The 19,231-nt window shown below is 59.9% G+C and carries 10 protein-coding genes; 3 read left to right on the top strand and 7 right to left on the bottom strand.

All coding sequences use genetic code 11. From position 1 onward, the window contains the following. Positions 1–15: 15 nt before the first annotated feature. Both FPL22_RS04295 and FPL22_RS04290 read left to right on the top strand, forming a co-directional pair. Entirely contained in the window at positions 16–939 is a 924-nt protein-coding gene (locus tag FPL22_RS04295; RefSeq protein ID WP_144228867.1) for a DUF4886 domain-containing protein, read from the top strand. A 77-nt stretch (positions 940–1,016) separates the two neighbouring features. After that, positions 1,017–2,258 carry an acetylxylan esterase gene (locus FPL22_RS04290; protein ID WP_162525186.1) on the top strand — a complete coding sequence of 414 codons (1,242 nt, stop codon included), beginning with the start codon at positions 1,017–1,019 and terminating at the stop codon, positions 2,256–2,258. A gap of 101 nt (positions 2,259–2,359) precedes the next feature. Here FPL22_RS04290 and FPL22_RS04285 read toward each other — a convergent pair whose 3' ends face one another. The 6 genes from FPL22_RS04285 to FPL22_RS04260 all read right to left on the bottom strand — a co-directional run bounded on the left by FPL22_RS04285 (position 2,360) and on the right by FPL22_RS04260 (position 16,186). Next, positions 2,360–6,634: a LamG-like jellyroll fold domain-containing protein gene (locus FPL22_RS04285; RefSeq protein ID WP_144228865.1), complete on the bottom strand. Its 4,275-nt coding sequence runs from the start codon at positions 6,632–6,634 to the stop codon at positions 2,360–2,362. 126 nt (positions 6,635–6,760) lie between these two features. After that, complete coding sequence (locus FPL22_RS04280; RefSeq protein WP_144228864.1) at positions 6,761–9,541, bottom strand: alpha-L-rhamnosidase-related protein; 2,781 nt, start codon at positions 9,539–9,541, stop codon at positions 6,761–6,763. Between the two features lie 184 nt (positions 9,542–9,725). Continuing rightward, positions 9,726–11,414 carry an MFS transporter gene (locus FPL22_RS04275; RefSeq protein ID WP_144228863.1) on the bottom strand — a complete coding sequence of 563 codons (1,689 nt, stop codon included), beginning with the start codon at positions 11,412–11,414 and terminating at the stop codon, positions 9,726–9,728. A gap of 111 nt (positions 11,415–11,525) precedes the next feature. Beyond that, positions 11,526–14,081 carry a GH116 family glycosyl hydrolase gene (locus FPL22_RS04270; RefSeq protein WP_144228862.1) on the bottom strand — a complete coding sequence of 852 codons (2,556 nt, stop codon included), beginning with the start codon at positions 14,079–14,081 and terminating at the stop codon, positions 11,526–11,528. Between the two features lie 39 nt (positions 14,082–14,120). Continuing rightward, positions 14,121–14,765: an SGNH/GDSL hydrolase family protein gene (locus tag FPL22_RS04265; protein ID WP_162525185.1), complete on the bottom strand. Its 645-nt coding sequence runs from the start codon at positions 14,763–14,765 to the stop codon at positions 14,121–14,123. 428 nt (positions 14,766–15,193) lie between these two features. Next, positions 15,194–16,186, bottom strand: a complete 993-nt coding sequence (locus FPL22_RS04260; protein ID WP_144228860.1) for a hypothetical protein — start codon at positions 16,184–16,186, stop codon at positions 15,194–15,196. Positions 16,187–16,568: 382 nt separating this feature from the next. Between FPL22_RS04260 and FPL22_RS04255 the strand changes: the two genes are divergently transcribed. Next, positions 16,569–17,615 (top strand): LacI family DNA-binding transcriptional regulator, encoded by a 1,047-nt coding sequence (locus tag FPL22_RS04255; protein WP_203235116.1) that lies wholly within the window; start codon positions 16,569–16,571, stop codon positions 17,613–17,615. A 389-nt stretch (positions 17,616–18,004) separates the two neighbouring features. Here the strand turns inward: FPL22_RS04255 and FPL22_RS04250 are convergent, their stop codons facing one another. Next, on the bottom strand, positions 18,005–19,198 hold the full coding sequence (locus tag FPL22_RS04250) for a tyrosine-type recombinase/integrase (RefSeq protein WP_144228859.1): 1,194 nt from the start codon (positions 19,196–19,198) through the stop codon (positions 18,005–18,007). Positions 19,199–19,231 lie beyond the last annotated feature (33 nt).

The raw sequence follows: 19,231 nt of genomic DNA, 5'->3' as shown, positions 1-19,231 counted from the left end.
CCCTTCTTTTTTGCGATGAATACTTGCGCGAACAATCAGCCGCCCCGGAGTGAACGGCATGCACAGCCGCGTGAAAGCATCAGCATCCTGACGATTGGGAATAGTTTTTCGGACAATGCCACCGAATACCTGCCTGCGCTCGCTTCCGCTGGAGGGAAGCGCCTTGTGCTCGGCAAGGCCAACGTCGGCGGAGCCTCGTTCGAGGCTCATGTCAGGTGGTTGGGGCTGGCCGAGGCGGGGGATGCCGTCGGACGGGCTTATAAGGATTTTATCGATCCGCGCACCGGCGGGCCGTGTGCGGCCACCCTCCAGGAGGCACTGACCGCGGCGCGGTGGGACGTGGTCACGCTCCAGCAATTCAGCGAGCTTAGCCATAAGCTCGAGTCCTTCCAGCCGAGCGTCGAGCAACTGATCGAAACCATCCGCCGCCATGCGCCCTCGGCGGAAATCGTTTTCCACTCTACATGGTCGTATCGCGACGATCATCCATGGTTTCAACTCGACCCCAGCTTCACGCAGGAGTGCATGCAAGCGCAGATCAGGGAGACGTATCTCGCGATCTCCCGGCAAACGGGGTTCCGGGTGATCCCGGTCGGTGATGCGTTTGCGCGAGCGCGTAAAAACTCGCGTTGGACGTATGCGCCCGATCCGGCGTTTAACTTCGATGACCCGCCGCAGGGAATGCTGCCGCGACAGGAAGCCAGCCTGCATGCCGGCTGGTATTGGAAAATGGATGCCGAGGGCGGACCCAAATTGGAGCTCGACGCCAAGCACCTCGGCCCGGCAGGCAAGTATCTGGGAGCATGTGTCTGGTATCAGTCGCTTTTCAATGCGGATGAGGCGCCTGCCGGCTTCGTTCCGCCCGCGCTCCGACCGGACGATGCGGCCGACCTGCGCCGCCGTGCGCGTCCGCCCCTTGCGTCCTTCTCCGTCCGATGAAAACCACTGTGCTTTTAATGTCTCTCCTCGCGTTTCCTCTCGCTGCTTTTGGCGGACCTTTTTCCTCTAAGCTTTCCGTGACCACGGACCGGCCCGACGCCCTGTATCGCCGGGGAGAAACGGTGTCGTTTGAAATCAAGTGGAAGAACACCACGACCGAACCCGCGGCGTCCTTTCCGCGCGAAGTCCACTGGCGCGTTTCGAAAGACGGCGTGGCACCCGTGCGCGAAGGCACTCTATCCCTCAAAGATGGACACGCCACTGTGACGGGGTCGCTGGATGAGCCGGGTTTTCTCCAGTGCAAGGTGACGGTGGTCGAGGGCGACGTCACGCACACCGCGATGGCCGCTGCCGGGATCGAGCCGATGCAGATCAAGCCCAGCCTGCCCTGTCCGGATGATTTCGATGCGTTTTGGACCACCCAGAAAAAACGCCTCGCGGCCGTGCCGTTGAAAAGCCGACTGACACCGGTGCCGCTTGCGAACGAACAAGACGCGCACATCGAGGCCTTCGACGTGCAGGTTGACTGCGTGGGTGCGCCGGTGTCGGGCTATTACGCACGGCCTGCGTCCGGTCGCGCCGGCGGTTACCCGGCCCGCCTGTATGTGGACGGGGCGGGCGTGCGCAGCGCCCATTTATTCCAAGCGAAAGACTGGGCGCGCCGGGATGTGATATCTCTCGCAATCAATGCTCACGGCATTCCCAACGCGAAGCCCGAGGCATTCTATGACGAGCTGACCAAGGGCGCACTGAAACTTTACCGGGTCGAAGGACGCGAGTCACGGGACACCTGGTATTTCTTGGGGATGTTCCTGCGCGTCCAGCGGGCGCTGGATTTTCTCGCCGCGCAACCCGAGTGGGATGGACGCACCTTGATCATCGAGGGAGGCAGTCAAGGCGGCGCGCAGTCCATGGCCGGCGCCGCGCTCGATCCACGCGTGACATTTTATACGGCAATCATCACGGCGATGTGCGATCACAGCGGCATGGTTGCAGGACGGATTGCCGGATGGCCAAAAATTGTCCCGGTGAAGGACGGCGTGCCGGAGGCGGCGGTGTTGGAGGCGGCGCGCTATTTCGACATGGTGAACTTCGCGCCACGCATCAAGGCGAAGGGTTACTTTTGGGTGGGCTTTGTCGACGTGGTATGTCCGCCCACCAGTGTCTACGCCGCCTACAATCAAGTCACCGCGCCCAAGGAAATGATTCATATGATCACGAACGGTCACAATTTGGACAATACCCGACTGCAGGCGGCTTTGGTAGAGGTGGAACAACGCCACATCGCCGAGCAAGCGGTGGCTGTGCACGCGCCGTAAGGCTTGGCATATGAAGCAGGGCGGGATCACTGGGGTGCCGCGAATACCGAGAGGCCTGCTTAATAATGATGTAAATTACCAGGCGCTTGGTCCCGGAACTATTAGGGTAAGGTGATCCTGAGGCGAAGGAAGCGGCGGGGTTGTTCGATAAGGGCGACAGGGTCGGTCACGGAGACGGAGAGCAGAGAGCCCGTGCCGGTTTCGGTAACGCTGGCAGAGCCGGTCCAAGTGCTGGAACCGGAGGCAAGGGTGGCAATTGGCTCCCATGCGACGAGGTCCTGAGTGGCCTCGACCACGTAGTCGAGCGGAGCGGGACTTAGGCGGTTGAACGCAATCACGAGGTGGTTGTTCGTGGTCGAGACAGTCGCGGGTCCCGACGAACTGGATGTGCCGGGCTCAAGGCCGGTGGCGAACTTGAGGAGGTTGGGCACGCCGTCATTGTCGGGGGTCGCGGATTCTCCGGCGTCCGAGCCGGTCAAGCCGTGGGCAGACACCCACCCCGCGTAAGTCTGACCTTCGAGCGTGGCGCTGAAATCGACGAAGCTGGTGACATCGCCATCGGTTGCGGTAAACCGCAGGCCGTAGGTGCCGGCGGTGCTGCCCAAGGCGGTCGTCGAGGTGGAGAACGCGTTGGCGATCGACAGGGTGGAGGGCCCGGACAGTTGCTGCCAGTTCATCAGGAGCGAAGGACCGGGCAGGGCGTCGTCGACTACGCCGGCGATGATTGGGAGCGATTGACCGACGTTTCCGGTGAAGGTGGAGGATCCCGTGAGAACCGGCGCCAGGTTGACAGGCGAAGCGGATGCGAGGTCGGTGATCTCGGCCGGAGTCAACCCGCGGTTGTAAATACGGATCTCGTCAAGGCGGCCGTTGAAGCTGTTACCATTGGTGCTGTCGAAACCGCCGACATAGAGCGGTGAGGTGAAACGAGGAACCTCGGTCTGGGTGGTCGTCAGGAACTTGTCCGGTATGCCATTAAGATAAAGCTTCAGCCGTTCAGCAGGGCGCTGGGCCACGTCGAAAATGATGGCTACATGATACCATTGGCCTGCAACGAGAGTGGTCGCGCTGGTCAGGCGATTGGTCGGCCCATAGGTGCCGATATTCACGGTGAGCTTGGCGGGATTACTGAGCGTGACCGTGTAGGATTCGCCAACTCCCGCCGACGTGCGTTTGCAGAGAATCGCACGGGTGGTCGCATCGATGCCGTTGATATACATCCAATACGAAAGCGAAATCGCGGTGTCTCCGTCGAGGGGGCGTGATGAATTATCCGGAATCTGAATACGCTGAGCGCTGCCTGTGAAGTTCAGTGCGCCGCCGACCCGGCCGTCCGCGGGCATCCATGATGTGTTGTTTCCGATGACGGTGCCCGAGTTGGCCGGAGTGTTTGCCGAAACATCCCCGGCCATGGTGTCGAAGGTCTCGTCGAGAGGCAGGCGCATTTTCAGGCCGGACACCGGTCCCTTCACTGTCGAATCGAAGACGCGCACGACGATATCTCGTGACGAGCGCAATGTGCCGTCGTCCGCATAAAGCCGGAGCGTGTAGTCGCCTTGGGTGGAAAAGGTGGCCGTGGTCGTCGCTGCGGCGGGGGTGCCCAGAGTGATCGTGCCAGGGCCGGCCACCTGCGACCAAGTAAGCGAGGCGGTGCGTGGCGAAAGTGGGCTAATATTTGCCTGGAGTTGCAAGCCCGTGCCGGGGCGGGCGAATGCCGCCCCGGAGGCGGGGCTGGTCATCGTGATCTTGGGCGCGTCGGTGACGTCTAGGATGAGCCTCACCTGGTTATCGCCAAATGCGCGTCGGCTACCGACCGTGAGCGATTGGTTCGCAGTCTTGGTGAAGATTTTCAGTCCAAGAATACGGGCGGGATCGTTGGCGAGGGTCTCTTGGAAAAGGGGCGTCACATCGATGTCCACATACCCGCCGGGAGTTGGAAGGGTATCGGTCCTGACTGTGATGAAGGCATCGTTGACGGCGGGAGAGTGGCTGTAGGTGATCGTGTTTTCGGCCATCGTATCGTCGCTGTCACTGAGCAGCGCCGCTTCCAGAAACGGATATCCATTGGCCGTGCTCGGCGAAGCAAAGAGCCGTAACCGGGCACGGAGATACACATTGCGGGAAGGCACGGTGGACAGATCAAAGCGGACGTAGGCATCTCGCTGATTATTCACGAGGAATGAGTCGGACCCACTGTAGTTGGTGCCGGTGGATGTGGAGACGGTGGCTGCGCTGATGGTGGCCGGCACCACGAGCGTCTGCTCGGAGAGCGTGTTGATGGTGTAGGTCTGGTCGGCAGAGACGTTGACGAGATCGGTGACCCGGACGATAAAAGTGGTGGTTTCCTGGCGCACGGGTGTGCCGGAAATCGTGCCATTGCTGATGAGCGTGAGGCCTTGCGGCAGGGTGCCGCTGATGAGCGTCCACGTGTAGGCGGGGATTCCGCCCGTCACCGGAAGAGCGACGGAATAAGCCTGGGCGCAGCGGGCGTCAGGCAATGTGGTCCCTGGGACCTGCAGCGCAGCGGGTGTCGCATCAAAATCGATTGAGCTGACTGCACCGAGGCTGGCGTTGTAGAAACTGCCCGAGGCGGAGGTTTCGAGGCGCACGGCGCGGACCATGTAACTCACCGGGCCCGTGGCTGTGGTTGAATCCACAAATTGGGTGGCGGCGACAGGAGAGGATGTGATGCGCACAAATGGCCCGGCGGCGGTCGAAGCTCGATAAACATGATAGCCGATGACGCCCGTGGCGGGAGAAGCGGACCATGTCAGCAAGGGGGCATTGTTGTTCTTGCGGATCGCGAGATCGGAAGGCGGTTCAAACATGAATAGACGAAGCGTGGGATCGCCCATGTGCGACATGAAGAGCGAGCCGGAGTAATCTCCGTTGCCATATGTGTCGGTGGCCCATTGGTAGGTTCCGGTCACGGGCGAAGTGTTGTTGATGCTCATGCGCATCATGTCACCGGCATCCAATCCCATCGCCATGCGGTGATAAAAATAACGGACGCCCCAGATACTCCAAGTTACGCTGAGCGTGAAATTGTCCTCGCTGAGCTGCGTCTGCATGGCGTTTTGGGTCTCCCACCAATAGCCCCAATTACTCTGCATACCGGTCACGAACACTGCCTTGCCGCCGGGCGAGAAAGCCGGCGCGCCATCGCCTTTAAAGTAAAACAAATAGGGGCCATGGAGAGCCGAGTAGGCTTGGTCGGCATCATTACCGGAAACGGGTAGAGGCAGATCGGTCCGATTAAATGCATCCACGTTGACCAATCCAGAAACGGCGGGCCCGGTGGACCAGCCGGTCTCGTCAACGTTGGAATATCCGTCGCGGATCGCGATCTTGCGGCCGGGTTGAAAATCGGCGCTGGCCGTTTTGTAGCGATGCAGCTTCTGGAGATAGGTGCGAAGGGCGGCGTATTCGAAGACGATGCTATTCGACAGGTCGATGCGGCCGAATCCCATCTCCACGGGTCCAGTCTGAGTAGTGTTGATCGGATCAAACCGGTTGTCACCCGGTCTATTGATACTGTTGGTGGTGTTGGCAAAATTGTTGCCGGTGTCGGTCCAAGTGCCATTCACATCGGCGTAATAGGCGTCGGCGGAGAGCGTGCAACGATCACCATGTCCGTCGGGATTGATACCGGCGATGCCGGTGCGCGCGACGGGGGCGCGCCCTAGGATGATGACATTTTTAACTTCGCCCGGATACGCGTTGTAGAGCGCGATGATCTGGTTGCGGAGGGCGATGTGGTCGGCGGGGAAACCGCTGTCGGCCACACCATCGCCATTGGTGTCGACGCCATACGCGTCATACTTGGCGACGCGCGTGCAGGAGATCTCGTGAACGGTCCAGCCATCGGCCACGAAGTCGGATTTGAATTGGGCGAGTTCGGTTGGAAGGGCGGCTTGCACATCGCTCGTGACCACGAGGACGACGCGTCCGCGCGGCTGGGTCTCATCGACTTTGATGCCGCTGAGGATGTGGCCCACCGGCGCGCTGTTTGACCAATAAACTCCTGTGTTGGCTCCGGAGAGCACGGCTTTGTATTCGTAGAGCACACCCGTGCTCACGGCGGTGTCGGTCCAGGACGTCGAATTGGCAGGCAAAGTGGCCAGCGCCGCACCCCACGTGGTGACGTTGGCGGCTTTACGATAGATCGTGTAGGCTCCCGCGCGCGAAAATTTCAGGGCTATGGACGGCGGAACGTCCGTCACGGTCGCTTCCATCGGCACGGCTTGGTCGTATGAACTGGCGGCCGGGGGCCAAGTAGCGGCGGAGACTGGCGAAAGAAGAGAGAGCCCGCTGCTGGCGATGAGCAGCGAGGCTGCGAGGAAGCGCACAAGCAAGGACTGGGCAAGGACGGCCATGGGGAAGCGGGGTTCTGCGGCGGGGCGGAATGGAAAACTGAAGCACGGAAAGAGTTGTCCATTCCCCGTGGGCTTCAACGGACCCGAATCGGGACCAGTCCCGATAAGTGCAAAGATGTCTAGAGTTCAGTCGATGGTCAGATCGACATGCGCTGCGGGCGCAAGTGTTACCCCTGGAGGAAGTGTGGCCCGGGCGTGAATGCGATCGCCGCGTCGTTCCCAGCGAAGACGAATCGAGCCGCGTGTGTGCGGCAGCACTCCTTGCGCGGAATGGTGAGCCGACGACACGGGATCAAGCGTGAACGCATCGGGTTTCCCGGGTTGGGTCTGACGAAGGCCGAGGATAAACGTGCTTGCATACACGGCAGGCGAGCCGCTCCAGCTATGGCAGCAACTTCCCTTGCGTTGAGAAGCACGATGGAAGCATTCGACGAGGGTTTGATAGCCAAGCGATTTAAGAAACCCGTAGGTCTCCTCGATCAATGATTCTGCCAGATCGTAGCGCGAATGTAGGGCGAGGGCGGGAAGCAGGTAGTGGAAAAAATAGAGTTCAACGAAACCATTGTGGTGTGCGGATCCGCAACCGACGGTGAAGTTGGCACGCAGCTTCGGCTCGAGGTAGGCGAGAATCCGATCGGCCGGCCCGATGCCATGGCGAAGAGCCATGACATTGGCGTGGATCGCGGGGGTGGTGGCGCCGCGGCTGGCAAAAAAACTCCCTTCTTTATCGTCCCAAAGACGAAGGGAGAGAGTTCGTGAAACCGCGGCGGCTTCACGTCCGTGGCGCAACACCGCAGATGGCAGGTTCAAGACGCCCGCCAGTTCGGCCGCGGCCCGATGGGCGGCGACGCGCATGATGTTGAGGTAGGTGTTGGCCGGACCGACGCGTTCGGAATGGAGCGCTCCCCAGTCCATGAAAATGTGGCGATCAGTGGCGCTCCAAAGGTTGTCAGCATCGGGCTTCCAAGCAGGACTGTTCAGGATGCGTTCAATGACGGGCCATTGGGTGGCCGCAAAGGCGAGGTCACCCGTGAGAGCCCAAAAATCGCGGACCGCCTGAACCCAGATCAAAGAAAAGTCACCGTGATCGTGATCGAGCCACGACGGTGCGCAGCTCATCACGAGACCGTCGGGGCGCTGGGTATTTCCAAACAGGGAAAGCGTCCGTCGTGCCACGGACAGATCGGCGGAGACAAGCCGGTGGAGGTGCAGGTTGACGAGGGTATCGCCGATGTAACTGCCGCGTTCGCGCCAAGGGCAATCGGCATAGGCTTCGTCGGTGGAGGCCTGTAGGGTCTGGATCGAGGTGCGCCAGGTCCAGTCAAGAACCTCGTGACCGCATCTGAAGTCGCCCGCCAGCGTGTTGATGGTCGTGCGGCGACGGATGCCGACGTTGTGAACCGCAAGGTGCGTGGCACCGGTCGTGACAGGGGCACGCAGGATGACTTGGAGAAAAATCCCCCCGCGCGGATTAAGCACCTCCACCTGCTGGCGCCCTCCACGAAGGATGAAGCGATCCGTCGTATCGGTGTAGGGGTTGGAGTGATACAGGTTCACGCACCCGTCGACGCGCCGCCAGTCATCATAGGCGATATCGAGAATTGTGCCGGCGGGCGCCTCCACCTCGATGAGCGCATGGCCATAATACTCCAACGCGAAATCGAAGGACCAGACCGCCGCGCGTGCCGTGATGCTTGCGACCTCGGCGAAGCGTCCGATGGGGATGTCGCGCTGCACGGCGGAGGGGGCGGGCTGGTCCCAGGCGACTAGGCGCGCAGGGGTCACCGAAAGGAGATCGTTCCGCGCGTTGCTCCATCCCGGGATCGCCCGGAAAGCTCCCGGCCCGGACGGGCAAGACGCGACGAAGCGGGCGGTCAGAATTGGCGAAAGGCCGAAGGCTTCGTCACAGGAGAGATCCGGTTTCGCATGCAACGAAATCTGCGCACAGGAGGGAAAACCAAGCAGGAGCGGCCAATGGCTCGTGAGGAGTTCGACATTGCCGGCAAGAAAGTTCCATCCCTTGCGAAGCGAGAGGGTCGCTTCACGGTGATTACCCAACATGCCGGGCTCTCTAAGCTCGAGCGGCTGCCCGTTGAGAAAGAGTTCGGACCAGAAACAATCCATCGTCGCGATTTGTTCTTCGTAAGAATGGATCCATGTGATGAAGGCAACGTAGCGGGGATGGGTGGATCGGTCCTTGCGGGAAAAAGCCGGATGGAGCAATTGCAGGCCCCAACGCTCTGTCTGCATCAAAGGACCGGCGACCAGCAGGTTTTTGGGGCGGCGGAGCATGTAGTCGGGATAGGGAGCGCTGCGGGGGACGAGTTTTCCCCATGGGGTGGACGCGGGTCCGAGCGGGACAACCGGTAGCAGCTCTTCGTTCGAGAGTTCGGCCGCCAAAACCCGGGTGTCACAAATTTCGGAGGGATTTTGGGCGAAACTAAAATGAGGTGCGTCCGAACTCCATGCACGATGGATGCGTGAGAGCCATTCGCCAGGAGTCTCAAACGTTTCTTGGCCATCGGCGGTGCCTCCGTCGGCAATGAAACCGGGCAGCCCATCGGGCATGGTCTGGAAGGAGGGGCAGCCGTAATAATTAACCTCCACGCGGATGAGATTCTCCCCGGGCTGAAGGTAGTCGCCGAGCGCATAGGTATCGAACTCGGGGTGAGTGGTGATAAAACGTCCGGGACCATACGCGACAAAGCGTTCATTGATGAACAGGCGGTAGCGCGTATCCGCAAAAAGATGCAACGTGGCCGCTCCCCGCGTGGAGATCCTGAAGCGTCGCTCAAAGCTTACGAATTGGTTGCGGCCCGGGGGGAAATTGGCGACCCAGCAATACGCCGCCTGTGAGAAGGGGGAGGCGGTGCGAAGCGCGGCGGGATATTCGAGAAACTTCGACATAAGTGCGGACCGTCGGAGCCGAGACGAGGAAAGCGTCAGGGGCCTGCGGAACAGGAATAAGCGTGAGACAGGCAAATCACTCCGCAATGGGCCTGCTGCGGGAACGGTCCCGAAACGCGCATGGATGTTTCGACCACGGCACGTGGAAGCGGGCGTATTTGACCGGCGAGGAAAGGCCGGCGGCTCAATGAGTCACGCTGGCGGCCGCAGCCAAGGCGCGGCGTGCCTGAAGCTTTGCCTTCACTTCGACCATGTATTCGCGGGTGAGCGGATAGCGCCAAAGGGCGACGAGGGCGAGAAGCAGCAGGCCGGCGGGCACGATGGAGAACATCAGGCGCATGTTCATGATGGTCTCGGCGGTTTGGTGGGCGCCGAGTCCCACGTCGAATCCGGCGAGAACGAGAACGGTTCCGGCGATCAAGGGCTGCAAGGTGCCAAGGAGTTTCGTCATGAACGACATCACGGCGCCGAACATGCCTTCGCGGCGCGCGCCGGTTTGCAGTTCGTCGATGTCGGTCACGTCCGCCATCAGGGACGGCAGGATCGTGTAAACGCTGCTGATGCCGATGGAGAAGAAGAAGGGCAGGATTAATTGCAGATAGGGATACGCCGGATCGACGAGGATCCATTTCAAGGCGGTGCCGACGCTCATCCAAATGAGGGCGAAACGCAGGGCGCGGTGTTTTTGCAGGCGACGGCAGGCCCAGTTGACCGCGGGGAGCGCTATGAAGGCCAGGACGGTTGCGAGGGTGGACGCGTAGCCGCTGAGGGTGGTGCCGGCGAGGGCGTCGCCTTGGAACACCCAGTAAATGGTGAGGAACGTGCCGAGCTGGACAAAGATGCCGTTGGTGAGGCCGATGAAGACGTAGAGAAAAAGAATCTTCAGGAAGTGGACGTTGCGGGTCGTGAGCCAGATGGACTTGAAGAAGCTGGGACCGGTCTTGGTGTTGGTGATGACGACGCGCTCACGGCTGTTTTTCAGCATGAGCCAAAGCAGGGGGCCGCTGATGACGCAGCAGGCGAGGGCATACCAAGTGAGTCCTTGGATGATGTTGGTAAAGATCGGGAGAAAGCAGAACGGAAGTATCCACGGGTTGATCAGCGCGGCTGCCTTCTGGACGATCGACCGATAGGTGACGACGCGGGTGCGACCGTCGTAGGACGGGCAAAGCTCGATGCCCAACGCGTAGTAGGCGGTGTCGCTGAGACTGCCGATGGTCGCGACCAAGAGACCCGCGACGAGCAGATAGATGGCGACCTGGCGATGGTAGGCGTTTTCGTCGGATCCAAACGCGACGATGCCGAGGCGGATGCTTTCGATCATGCCCGGGTTGGGTTTTTTGACGGCCGGTGCGGCGGGTTTTGCCTCGGGCGGGGGCGTCTCGACGGAAGCGGCGACCGAGGATTCCGCAGCCGGCGGGGCCGGAGGCACGGCAGCGGCGGCTTGGGCCGCTTGTTGATGAGTGGTCTGCTCGGATTTGAACTCGGCGTTCGACTTGATGTGACCGTTTTGAGGAAACAGCAGGTAGATGCCGACCAGCAGGGCCAGGCGTCCAAAACCACCCACAAAGATGTAAGGTCGGCGACGACCCCAACGGGTGCGGGTCTTGTCGCTCATCTGCGCGATGAAAGGATCGATGAAACCGTCCCAGAAGGTCCGGATGGCGAGGATCAGGCCTAGCAGCACCGGGTTCATGCCCAGCGCGACGATCATCAGCGTGCTGAGCGAATTGAAGAAGTATCCGGAGAGACCACCCTCCAGGCTTCCCAACGAGTAATAAATGATCTCTTTGCGCGAGGCATCGGCTTCCGGCAAGGAAGACGATGCGGCGGGGACGGGGGCGGGAGTGGACATGGGGAGGGTAACGGCCATGCCGGGACGCAGGCGAAAGAAACAGTGTCCAAGCCTTTCTCGGGCGCACAATCCGCCGGTTTAGGGATCGGTCCCGAAACCGGCAGGACGCACCGGTCTGCAACACCGCGTTCAGGATGTGATCTCGATCACGGCACCCGCCGCGAGCCGTGTGCCCGGGACGAACATCAGGCGGCAGACTTCATTTTCCGAGGTGTGAGCAAGAGGGCGGACTTCGGTCCCACGGAGCGAAGGCGTGCCGGAGGAACCGCAGGCGAACTCGAGACAAGTCAGAGGCACCGAGCCGATCCTGAACTCAAGGCGGACGCCGTCATGAGTTTTGAACAGGGTCGCGGTGGCACCGGGCAAGAGCGCACACCAGCGGCCGATGGGAAGCGGTCGCGCGGGCGCGATGCGAAGGGTTTCTCCGTCGTAGGATAGACCCAGATATGCATTCGGAATTGCGAGCGCGGAGAGCGGCCGGAAGTAATGGCCGCCGAACTCTTGGTGATCCCAATACATGCCCCAGCGGCGGTGGCGGACATCGACGTTGCGGATTATCTCCTCGGCGCTTTCGTTAAACCCGGCGTAGTAGAGCTGGGCGGCGAAGTTGAGTTCGACGCCGGTCCAGCACGTGTTGGCCTGATCGACCCAGCAGTTGGAAGTGACTTCGTGAAGGAAGGTGTCGCCGGGCCACTGGCAGTTGCGCAGGCCCTGGTCGGCTTTGTAATTCATCTCAAGGATCGTGCGCAGGGCGGTCGTCGTCTTTGCAGGATCGATAATCGAAGGGAGCCCGAGCTGACGTATCACGCCGTCACCGATTATTTGATCCGCGAGACAGCCGAGATGGGCGGTGGGATCTTCGGGGCGGACGTCGGAGGAGAGATTGAAGTAGCGGCCGTTCCAGGTGGTTTTTTCCAAGGTGGCGCAGCCTTGGTCGAAATACGCGGCATATTCGGAGATGAACGCGGCGTCACCGAGCCGGCGAGCCACCATGAGGGCAGCGGCAATTGCTGCGAGCCATTGGGAGACGACATAGGGAGCCACCCCGAACATGGGAAAGTTGTCGTAGGAGCACATCACGCCCTCCATGTCGGGGAGGTGGTCGCCGTTTTTGTCGCGTTCGCGCAGGACGTAGGCGAGCGCCGCCTTTACGTGAGGCCAGAGCTTTTCCTGGTAGCGGCGATCCCCTGACCACACGGCCGCACGGAGGGCCATGAACACGTATTGGGCCGGCATGTCGAGACGGTGACCGGTGGCCTCGCTTGGACTGGCGGTGGTGGAATCGCAGCAGACCGAGTGGATGACGGAGCCGTTGGGATTTTGAAATTTGGTCCAGAGATCGATGGTTATACGATCGAGCTCGGGAAAGAGGAGACTGACGGCGATCTGACCATACATGGCGACATCGGTGGTGGCGATGCCGGCAAACGAGCGAGTCGGGCTAAGGCCTTCCAAGACGCCGAACATTCCGGTGGGGGTGAGCCAGGTGCTGGTGTGCAGCGTGTTCAGGTGGGAGTTGATCTGGTCGAGAACAAACGTCGGCAACGAACTGTCGAAGAACGTCCGGTGAAATGCGGTGGATTCGGAGAGGAGTCGCGCGCGTTCCTGCATGGCGTAGCGGGCGACGGACTCCGCGGAGTTAAAGTGAGTGGCATAGAAATGCCCCTCCAGCGGACGAGGGCGTTTTTCGGTGGTCGCGGCGGCGGGCGCGGTGCTGCCGGTGTGGCCCGGAAAGGAAGCGTCTTCGAGGTAGCCTGCGGCGAGGGCCTGATTGCCTTTGGCATAATTGTTGGGGAAGTGCCAGGAGAGCGCGAAGGTGTGTCGGAAGATGTCGCTGGAGTCGCGCAACGTGGCATGGGTGCCAATGGTCACGAAGCAACGCGGATCGGCGCGACGCGCGCCGGTGGCCTTGTCGACATTGTTGCGACCGGCGGTGTCATCGTATTCGGAAATCGGATACTCACGAAGACACCGTTCGTAATACGGATGATTGTGTTCCCAGCCCATGTAGGCGGTGGACCGGTCCGAGAAGGACGCGAGGCAGAGCGCGCCGGTGGTGGAGGCGGAGGGATTGGTCTGCTCCGCCTCGCAAACGACCGCGGAGAACGCGCCGTCGCGCACACGGCGGTTGACGTAGATGCGCTGCGGCTGGTCGTAGGCGACGGCGTTGCGCATGACGGCGAGCACTTGCACGTCCACCGGGCGATCACCGATCGACCTGATCTCGAAATCGAAATACACCAAGGGAAGGGCGGAGTCCTTGAGATTGCCGGGGATGAAGGGGGACCATGCGCGCAGTGACACGCGAAGCGGTAGTCCGTCTTGCTCGAACTCGAGGTCGGCAAACGGGAAGCTGGCGGTCGTGCGAATGACGTCCACCCCCGAGAGCCAGGGGAAAATATACTGGAACTGGCGTTCAATGGCGCCGGCATTGTGGCTGTCCTCAATCTGAAGCAGGACCATGCGCGGGTTTTCATTTTCAACGCGAACCCAGAGCTTGAAGAAAAGCGTCTCCTTCGGGTTGTGCGGATAGGGTGCGCCAGCGAAGACGGGGTTATTGTTGAAAATGCTCCAATTTTGGAAACTTCCGTCCTGGCGGATTTCGAATGACCCGGTTCCGATGCCACCGAGGGCAAGACCGGAGCGCGGCAGTTGGGAGCGATGCATGGAGGTAACGAGCGTCATGGGAAAAGCCAGAAAGAGACGGGAGGCGTGCGGGGAAGATCAGTTGAGCGCGCGATAAACTTCCTCGGCAATCAAGAGCGCGCCGGTTGCATGGGGATGGACTGGCTCGGTGCCGAAGGAGTCGGTGTGCCGATGCCGAAGATGGCTTTGGAACACTGCATGCAGATTGAGGAAACGTGTCGCGTGTTTCCGACTGAGTTCCTCGACGACCTCGATGTAGGCTGGCAACTGCCCCAGAATTTTTGCGCGGTAGGAATGCGGCGTCTGGTCGCGGCTCATGTAAAAAGGTGAGATCAGTAGAATGTGACACGCGGGGAGATGTGCGCGGGTCAACGTCAGCACTTGGTCATAGATGTCGCGGTAGGCCGCTAGGTCGAGGAAGGCATACTTGGGGTCCGTCAGGTGGCGGTTAAGGTCGTTTATGCCGATTTTGACGCACAGCCAGTCGGGACGTTGCTGAAGGACGTCTTCGTCCCACCGGCTGCGGAGATCGTCGGTCGTGTTACCGCCTATGCCGCGATTGACGACAGTGATGGTTTTATCGGGCTCCCGGATGGTGAGCAAATCCGCGAACAGACGGACATAACCACGGCCCAGCGGGGGAGCCTCCTGCTGGCGACCGGCATCAGTGATACTGTCGCCGATAAAGATGATTTTCTGACCGTTTTCCAAAACCGTTTTCATTTGGAGAACTGAATTGTCTGCTGGAACACTGTGTATCGGGCCATAAGTCATCACTTTCGGTTGTGTCGGGCATTTCAATCGCCGCTGTAAGGGACCGGTCCCTCCGATAAATTGTGTGTAGAGACAACACAGATGGCGCACATCTAGAGCAGGCTGACTAAGCGGTGCGGGGAGCGACCCGAGATTGATGAAACCGCGGTTGATACCCAAAATGGCTGGATCAACGAGCGGTTTTTTGCCGATGAAAACGGTGCATTGCGCGGACTAGCTTTGGATGCCGCCATAAGGCGGAGAAAACGCGACGGTCAGCCAACGGACCGGCAAACCGCGGGCGAGGGGCGGGGTTCAGTTCCTGCAATAAAAAAACCGCTGGAAGACCGGCGGCTTGAGATTTGTGAGTGCCTAGGAGCAACCCAGAATGAGTGTATTCAATTTTTGCTGCCGCGGCGGCGCAGGGAGACGAATCCGAGAGCCAGTAAACCCAAAACGAAGGCGAAGGTGGACGGCTCGGGGATGGAGGAAGTCAGTGTGTAGTCCACCCGGATAAGCTTGTTGATGTCATCCTTGACGAGCATGGCGCTTTCGCCGGCACCCAAGCCGATGCTTGTCAGATTAGCGGCGGTAAACAAACCCGAGAACGAGGTGTAATCAAACAACGTGGTTGAGTAACTGGTGGTGGTCAGTGGCCGGGCGATGCTTGTGAAGTCGATCGTGAATTGATTGTTGCTGAACGTGAGCAAGCCGGAATTCACCACTGTCACGGCTCCCGCTCCGGCCGTTGATCCGAATGTGAAATTTATCGCTGCGGCGGAATTTTCAAAGCCGACAGTAGTGTTGTAGAGGGCCACCTCTCGGCCGGTCGCGTTGAACGTGCCGGCATTTCCGATGACAGTAAACTGGGCTCTATCGTCGGCATCGGCCCCGTACAGTTTGAAGCCGCCACTCGCCGCGCTCAAGTCCACCGTGCCACCGCTAAGCGTGAATTTATTGATGGCGGTGTTAGTTGTGTTGCTAGCGATAAGATGGAGCCGGTTGGTAATGGTAAGGCTGCCCCCGGAAAGGGTGATACGAGCGGTGGAGTTCGCTATAGATCCATTTGTGAAAATGCGCTCTGTGGTGAGTGAACCGTTGATGTTGAGGGTTACGCCTCCACCAACGATGTTGTAGTGGGCTCCCGCCGCCATATTGAACGTGCCATTAATCGTGTGAGCAGCGTCGGTGCTGGGAGTGAGGCTGGCCGTCGCCGTGACAATGTCGGTGGCTTGTATAATCCATGATTGGGCGGCCGTCGGCGCGACGCCCCCGATCCAGGTGCTTCCTGTGGTAAATGCACCGCCGCCTGTGCCGTTTGAGAAGATCTGCGCCTGCGCCGCGCCGACGGCCAAGGCAAAGGAAGCGAATGCGAGAAGGAAGCTTTTCATGATGTAAGTGATAGGGGTTGGGGCCGACGGAGGTGCGCGAGCGAGGGTTGAGCCAAGCGAGCTCTAAAATCAGGCTTAAGCTCCGGAGACGGGTCTAGCGTGGCGACATCTTTAAAATGGAAGCGTTTCCATTTGCGGGAAACGTCGGTGTTCCCGTCGACGTTATCGGCCACGATCGCCTCAGCCGATCAACGTGCCGCGCTCGTGAACGTCAACCTGGCAGATTGAGCCGTGTCGCCGGAGAAGTCGTGGCGGGTTGCCCGATAGGGTGCTTGGTCCCTTAGCTGAAAAAGACTCATCAAGGCATGCGATTGGTCATCGTCCGTCCATCGGCGCCGATTTCGGGTTTGCCTGACCAAGCGCCATTAGCTAGCCAAGGCCCATGCCTCGCTCAAAAGACGAAGTGTCCTTGCGGGTGACATTGAAGGACGTCGCCAAACAGTCGGGGCTGGGACTTGGAACTGTCTCGCGGGCGATGGCCGATAAATTCGGTGTGGCGCCCGCTACCCGGGCCCGCGTGCTCGCGGCCGCACGTGAGCTCGGGTATCGGCCGAACGCCGCCGCCCGGGCGCTCGCTGGCCAGCGTCTCCACCTCCATCAAAAGGATCAGATCCTCGTCGCTTTCCTGCGCCACGAGTCCGGCGTGAGTGATGCCTATTTCGAGCAGGCCTGCGCAAACCGAGGTATGCGCGGTCTCTGTGTGGCCCCAAAAAAATTTGCCGGACCCAAGGCGGCGGCCCGTGAACTTTATGCCTGGGGGGTGGACGCCCTCATCGTTTCCCCGTATAAACTTGCCTGGACAGAGGCCGACATGAAGGACTTCGACTGGAGTCTATTTTCCATCGTCGGGATGGCGCGCGACTTCAGGTTCGGCGGCTTCGAGATCGTGCGCCACCACGCCTTCGCTTACATGCACGAGTCCCTGGTCAAGCTACGGGACGCCGGCTTCCGGCGCATCCAAGTGATCCTTCACCGCAGCATCAGCCTATACGACGACGACGAGCGTTTAGGTGCCGCGCTCGCCTTCCAGAGCCGAAACAAGAGTGGGGGCGTGCGGCTGCGCATCAGTTCCATCGACGGCGATCTGGATCACGAATCCATGAGCACCGCAATGGACCTGCTCAGCTCCGACTGGGCCGACGTAATTCTCTTCGACCATTTCGCTTTTATCGGTCGCCTTCGACAGCGCGGAGGAGGCGATCTGCTTGATCGTCGACCCTACGCAGCGGTCATCGCAGTCGACGATTCGTCGGACCCGTATGGGACCGTGTCCGGTTGCCTCCTCTGCGATGCCCAGCGTTTCTCTCGTGCAGTCAGTGCTTGTCAAAATCTCATCCAAACCGGCCGACGAGGCCGCTTCGAGCATCCCGCCGAGCATCTTATCGATCCCGCATGGGAAGTTCGCCAATCCCTACGCCGTCCTGCTTGAATTCAAAGTCAGCCAGCAAAAACTGGCGGTCCTGCAGATGTCCGACTCGACCGACCTTGTATTGGAACGAAGCGGTGCCGGTCAGTTGAGATGTCGATTCGAAATCGATTTTGTATTTCAATACCGGATACTAGTCAGTTCTTGCCGCTGTTAGCCGATCAACCAACCTCGATGCTATCCCAGCCCGGGTAGTTTTTGTTTCAGATAGGTATTGAATCGCGGTCGCCTCCGAAAAATGCCGGTCGGCACCAGCCTTGTATGCCCGTATGCTTAGTTGCGTTTCCATACTCTGGTGCCGGCGTAAACGCAATGAGTCGCGTCGAGTTTTGGCGTAGAAACGACACGATGTGTGTCGCACCGCTGATGTGGCGCCGCGTCAGGCGAAGTGGTCAAGCGGCGACAGGCAGGGCTTTCGACTCCTGCTCTCCGGCGGTTTTTTTCGGCATGATCGCGTTAAACGCCTCGGCCTCGGTCTGACTCTTCATGTCGAGGTAATGCTTGCGAATGATGGCCTCGGAATTGCCCGCCTGAATCGCGGCCTCTCCGATGGAGCGGAACTTGGCGACGAACATCGAAATGAACGTGTGCCGCATGATGTCGTGCGAGAGCTCAAACGCCTTGGCGATTTTCGCCCTGACGTGCTGGAGGTTTGCCGGAATGATAGGGAACTTGTCCAACGGGTAGGCTTTGAGCCAGGCGGCGAGATTTGGCTGAATCGTGATTTTGCGCGGCTCACGCACCTTGGACACCTCGGCGGTGATGTTGATGATACCGGCCTCCAGATTAACCAGCTCGGGCTTGAGGCGGAGAATTTCCCCCGTGCGCAGGCAAGGGCGGATGCCGGCGAACAGGCACAAGGCGAAGTAGGGGACGAACCGACCACCCTCCAAGCTTTCGACATGCCGCATGAGTTTCTCCGCTTTCGCAGCGGAGAACGTTGAGATGGCTTCCCGCTTCCGGCGAATCCGATGACTGGGAACCTTAGTCATTGGATTCTCGCTGAGCCATCCCCGCTGAAAGGAAAACTTGAGGAAGGTGGAGACGATACCGCGTCGGTTGTTGTAGGTTTTAAGCTTGGGTTTTCCCAAATTGAAAAAACCAATCAACCGTTCCGCTGTTAATTCGGCGACGGTCACGCTGGGGAAATGTTTAAGAAGACGTTTCAGGTCGCGCTTAATCCTCTCCAGCTGCGGCGCGGAAATCTGGTCCTGCTGGAATTCATGGTCTTTTGCCTCTGTGTAAATCGGGATGGCAGCGGAAAGACGCTTCTGAGTTTCGGGTTCGCGGTAGTTCGCGAGGGCAAAATCGAGGTAGAAGGACAGGGGCCGAGGGGAGTCCTTGAGCCGATTGAAAACGGTTTCGGCCTCGCGCAGTTGCACCTCCGAGAGAAACGTCGGTGCAGACTGCATGCCGGCCTCGATTTGAAGGGCATTGATCTCAAGGGTGGCCTTCTCGGCGATGGCCTCTTCGCGCGACTTAAAATTTTTACGGATACGAACACCGTGGAGGTAGCCGTCCACTCTCCAGGAAATCACTCCGTTACGGTTTTCAAATCGTCCGACAGTGAACAACGACTGATTCATGCTTAGGTTGCCGCGTAAACTGGGAAACCTAGC

The sequence above is a fragment of the Rariglobus hedericola genome (genome assembly GCF_007559335.1).
Lineage (GTDB): Bacteria > Verrucomicrobiota > Verrucomicrobiia > Opitutales > Opitutaceae > Rariglobus > Rariglobus hedericola.
The sequence above is the reverse complement of the archived record's forward strand: the minus strand, read 5'-3'. Positions and strand labels throughout refer to the sequence as shown.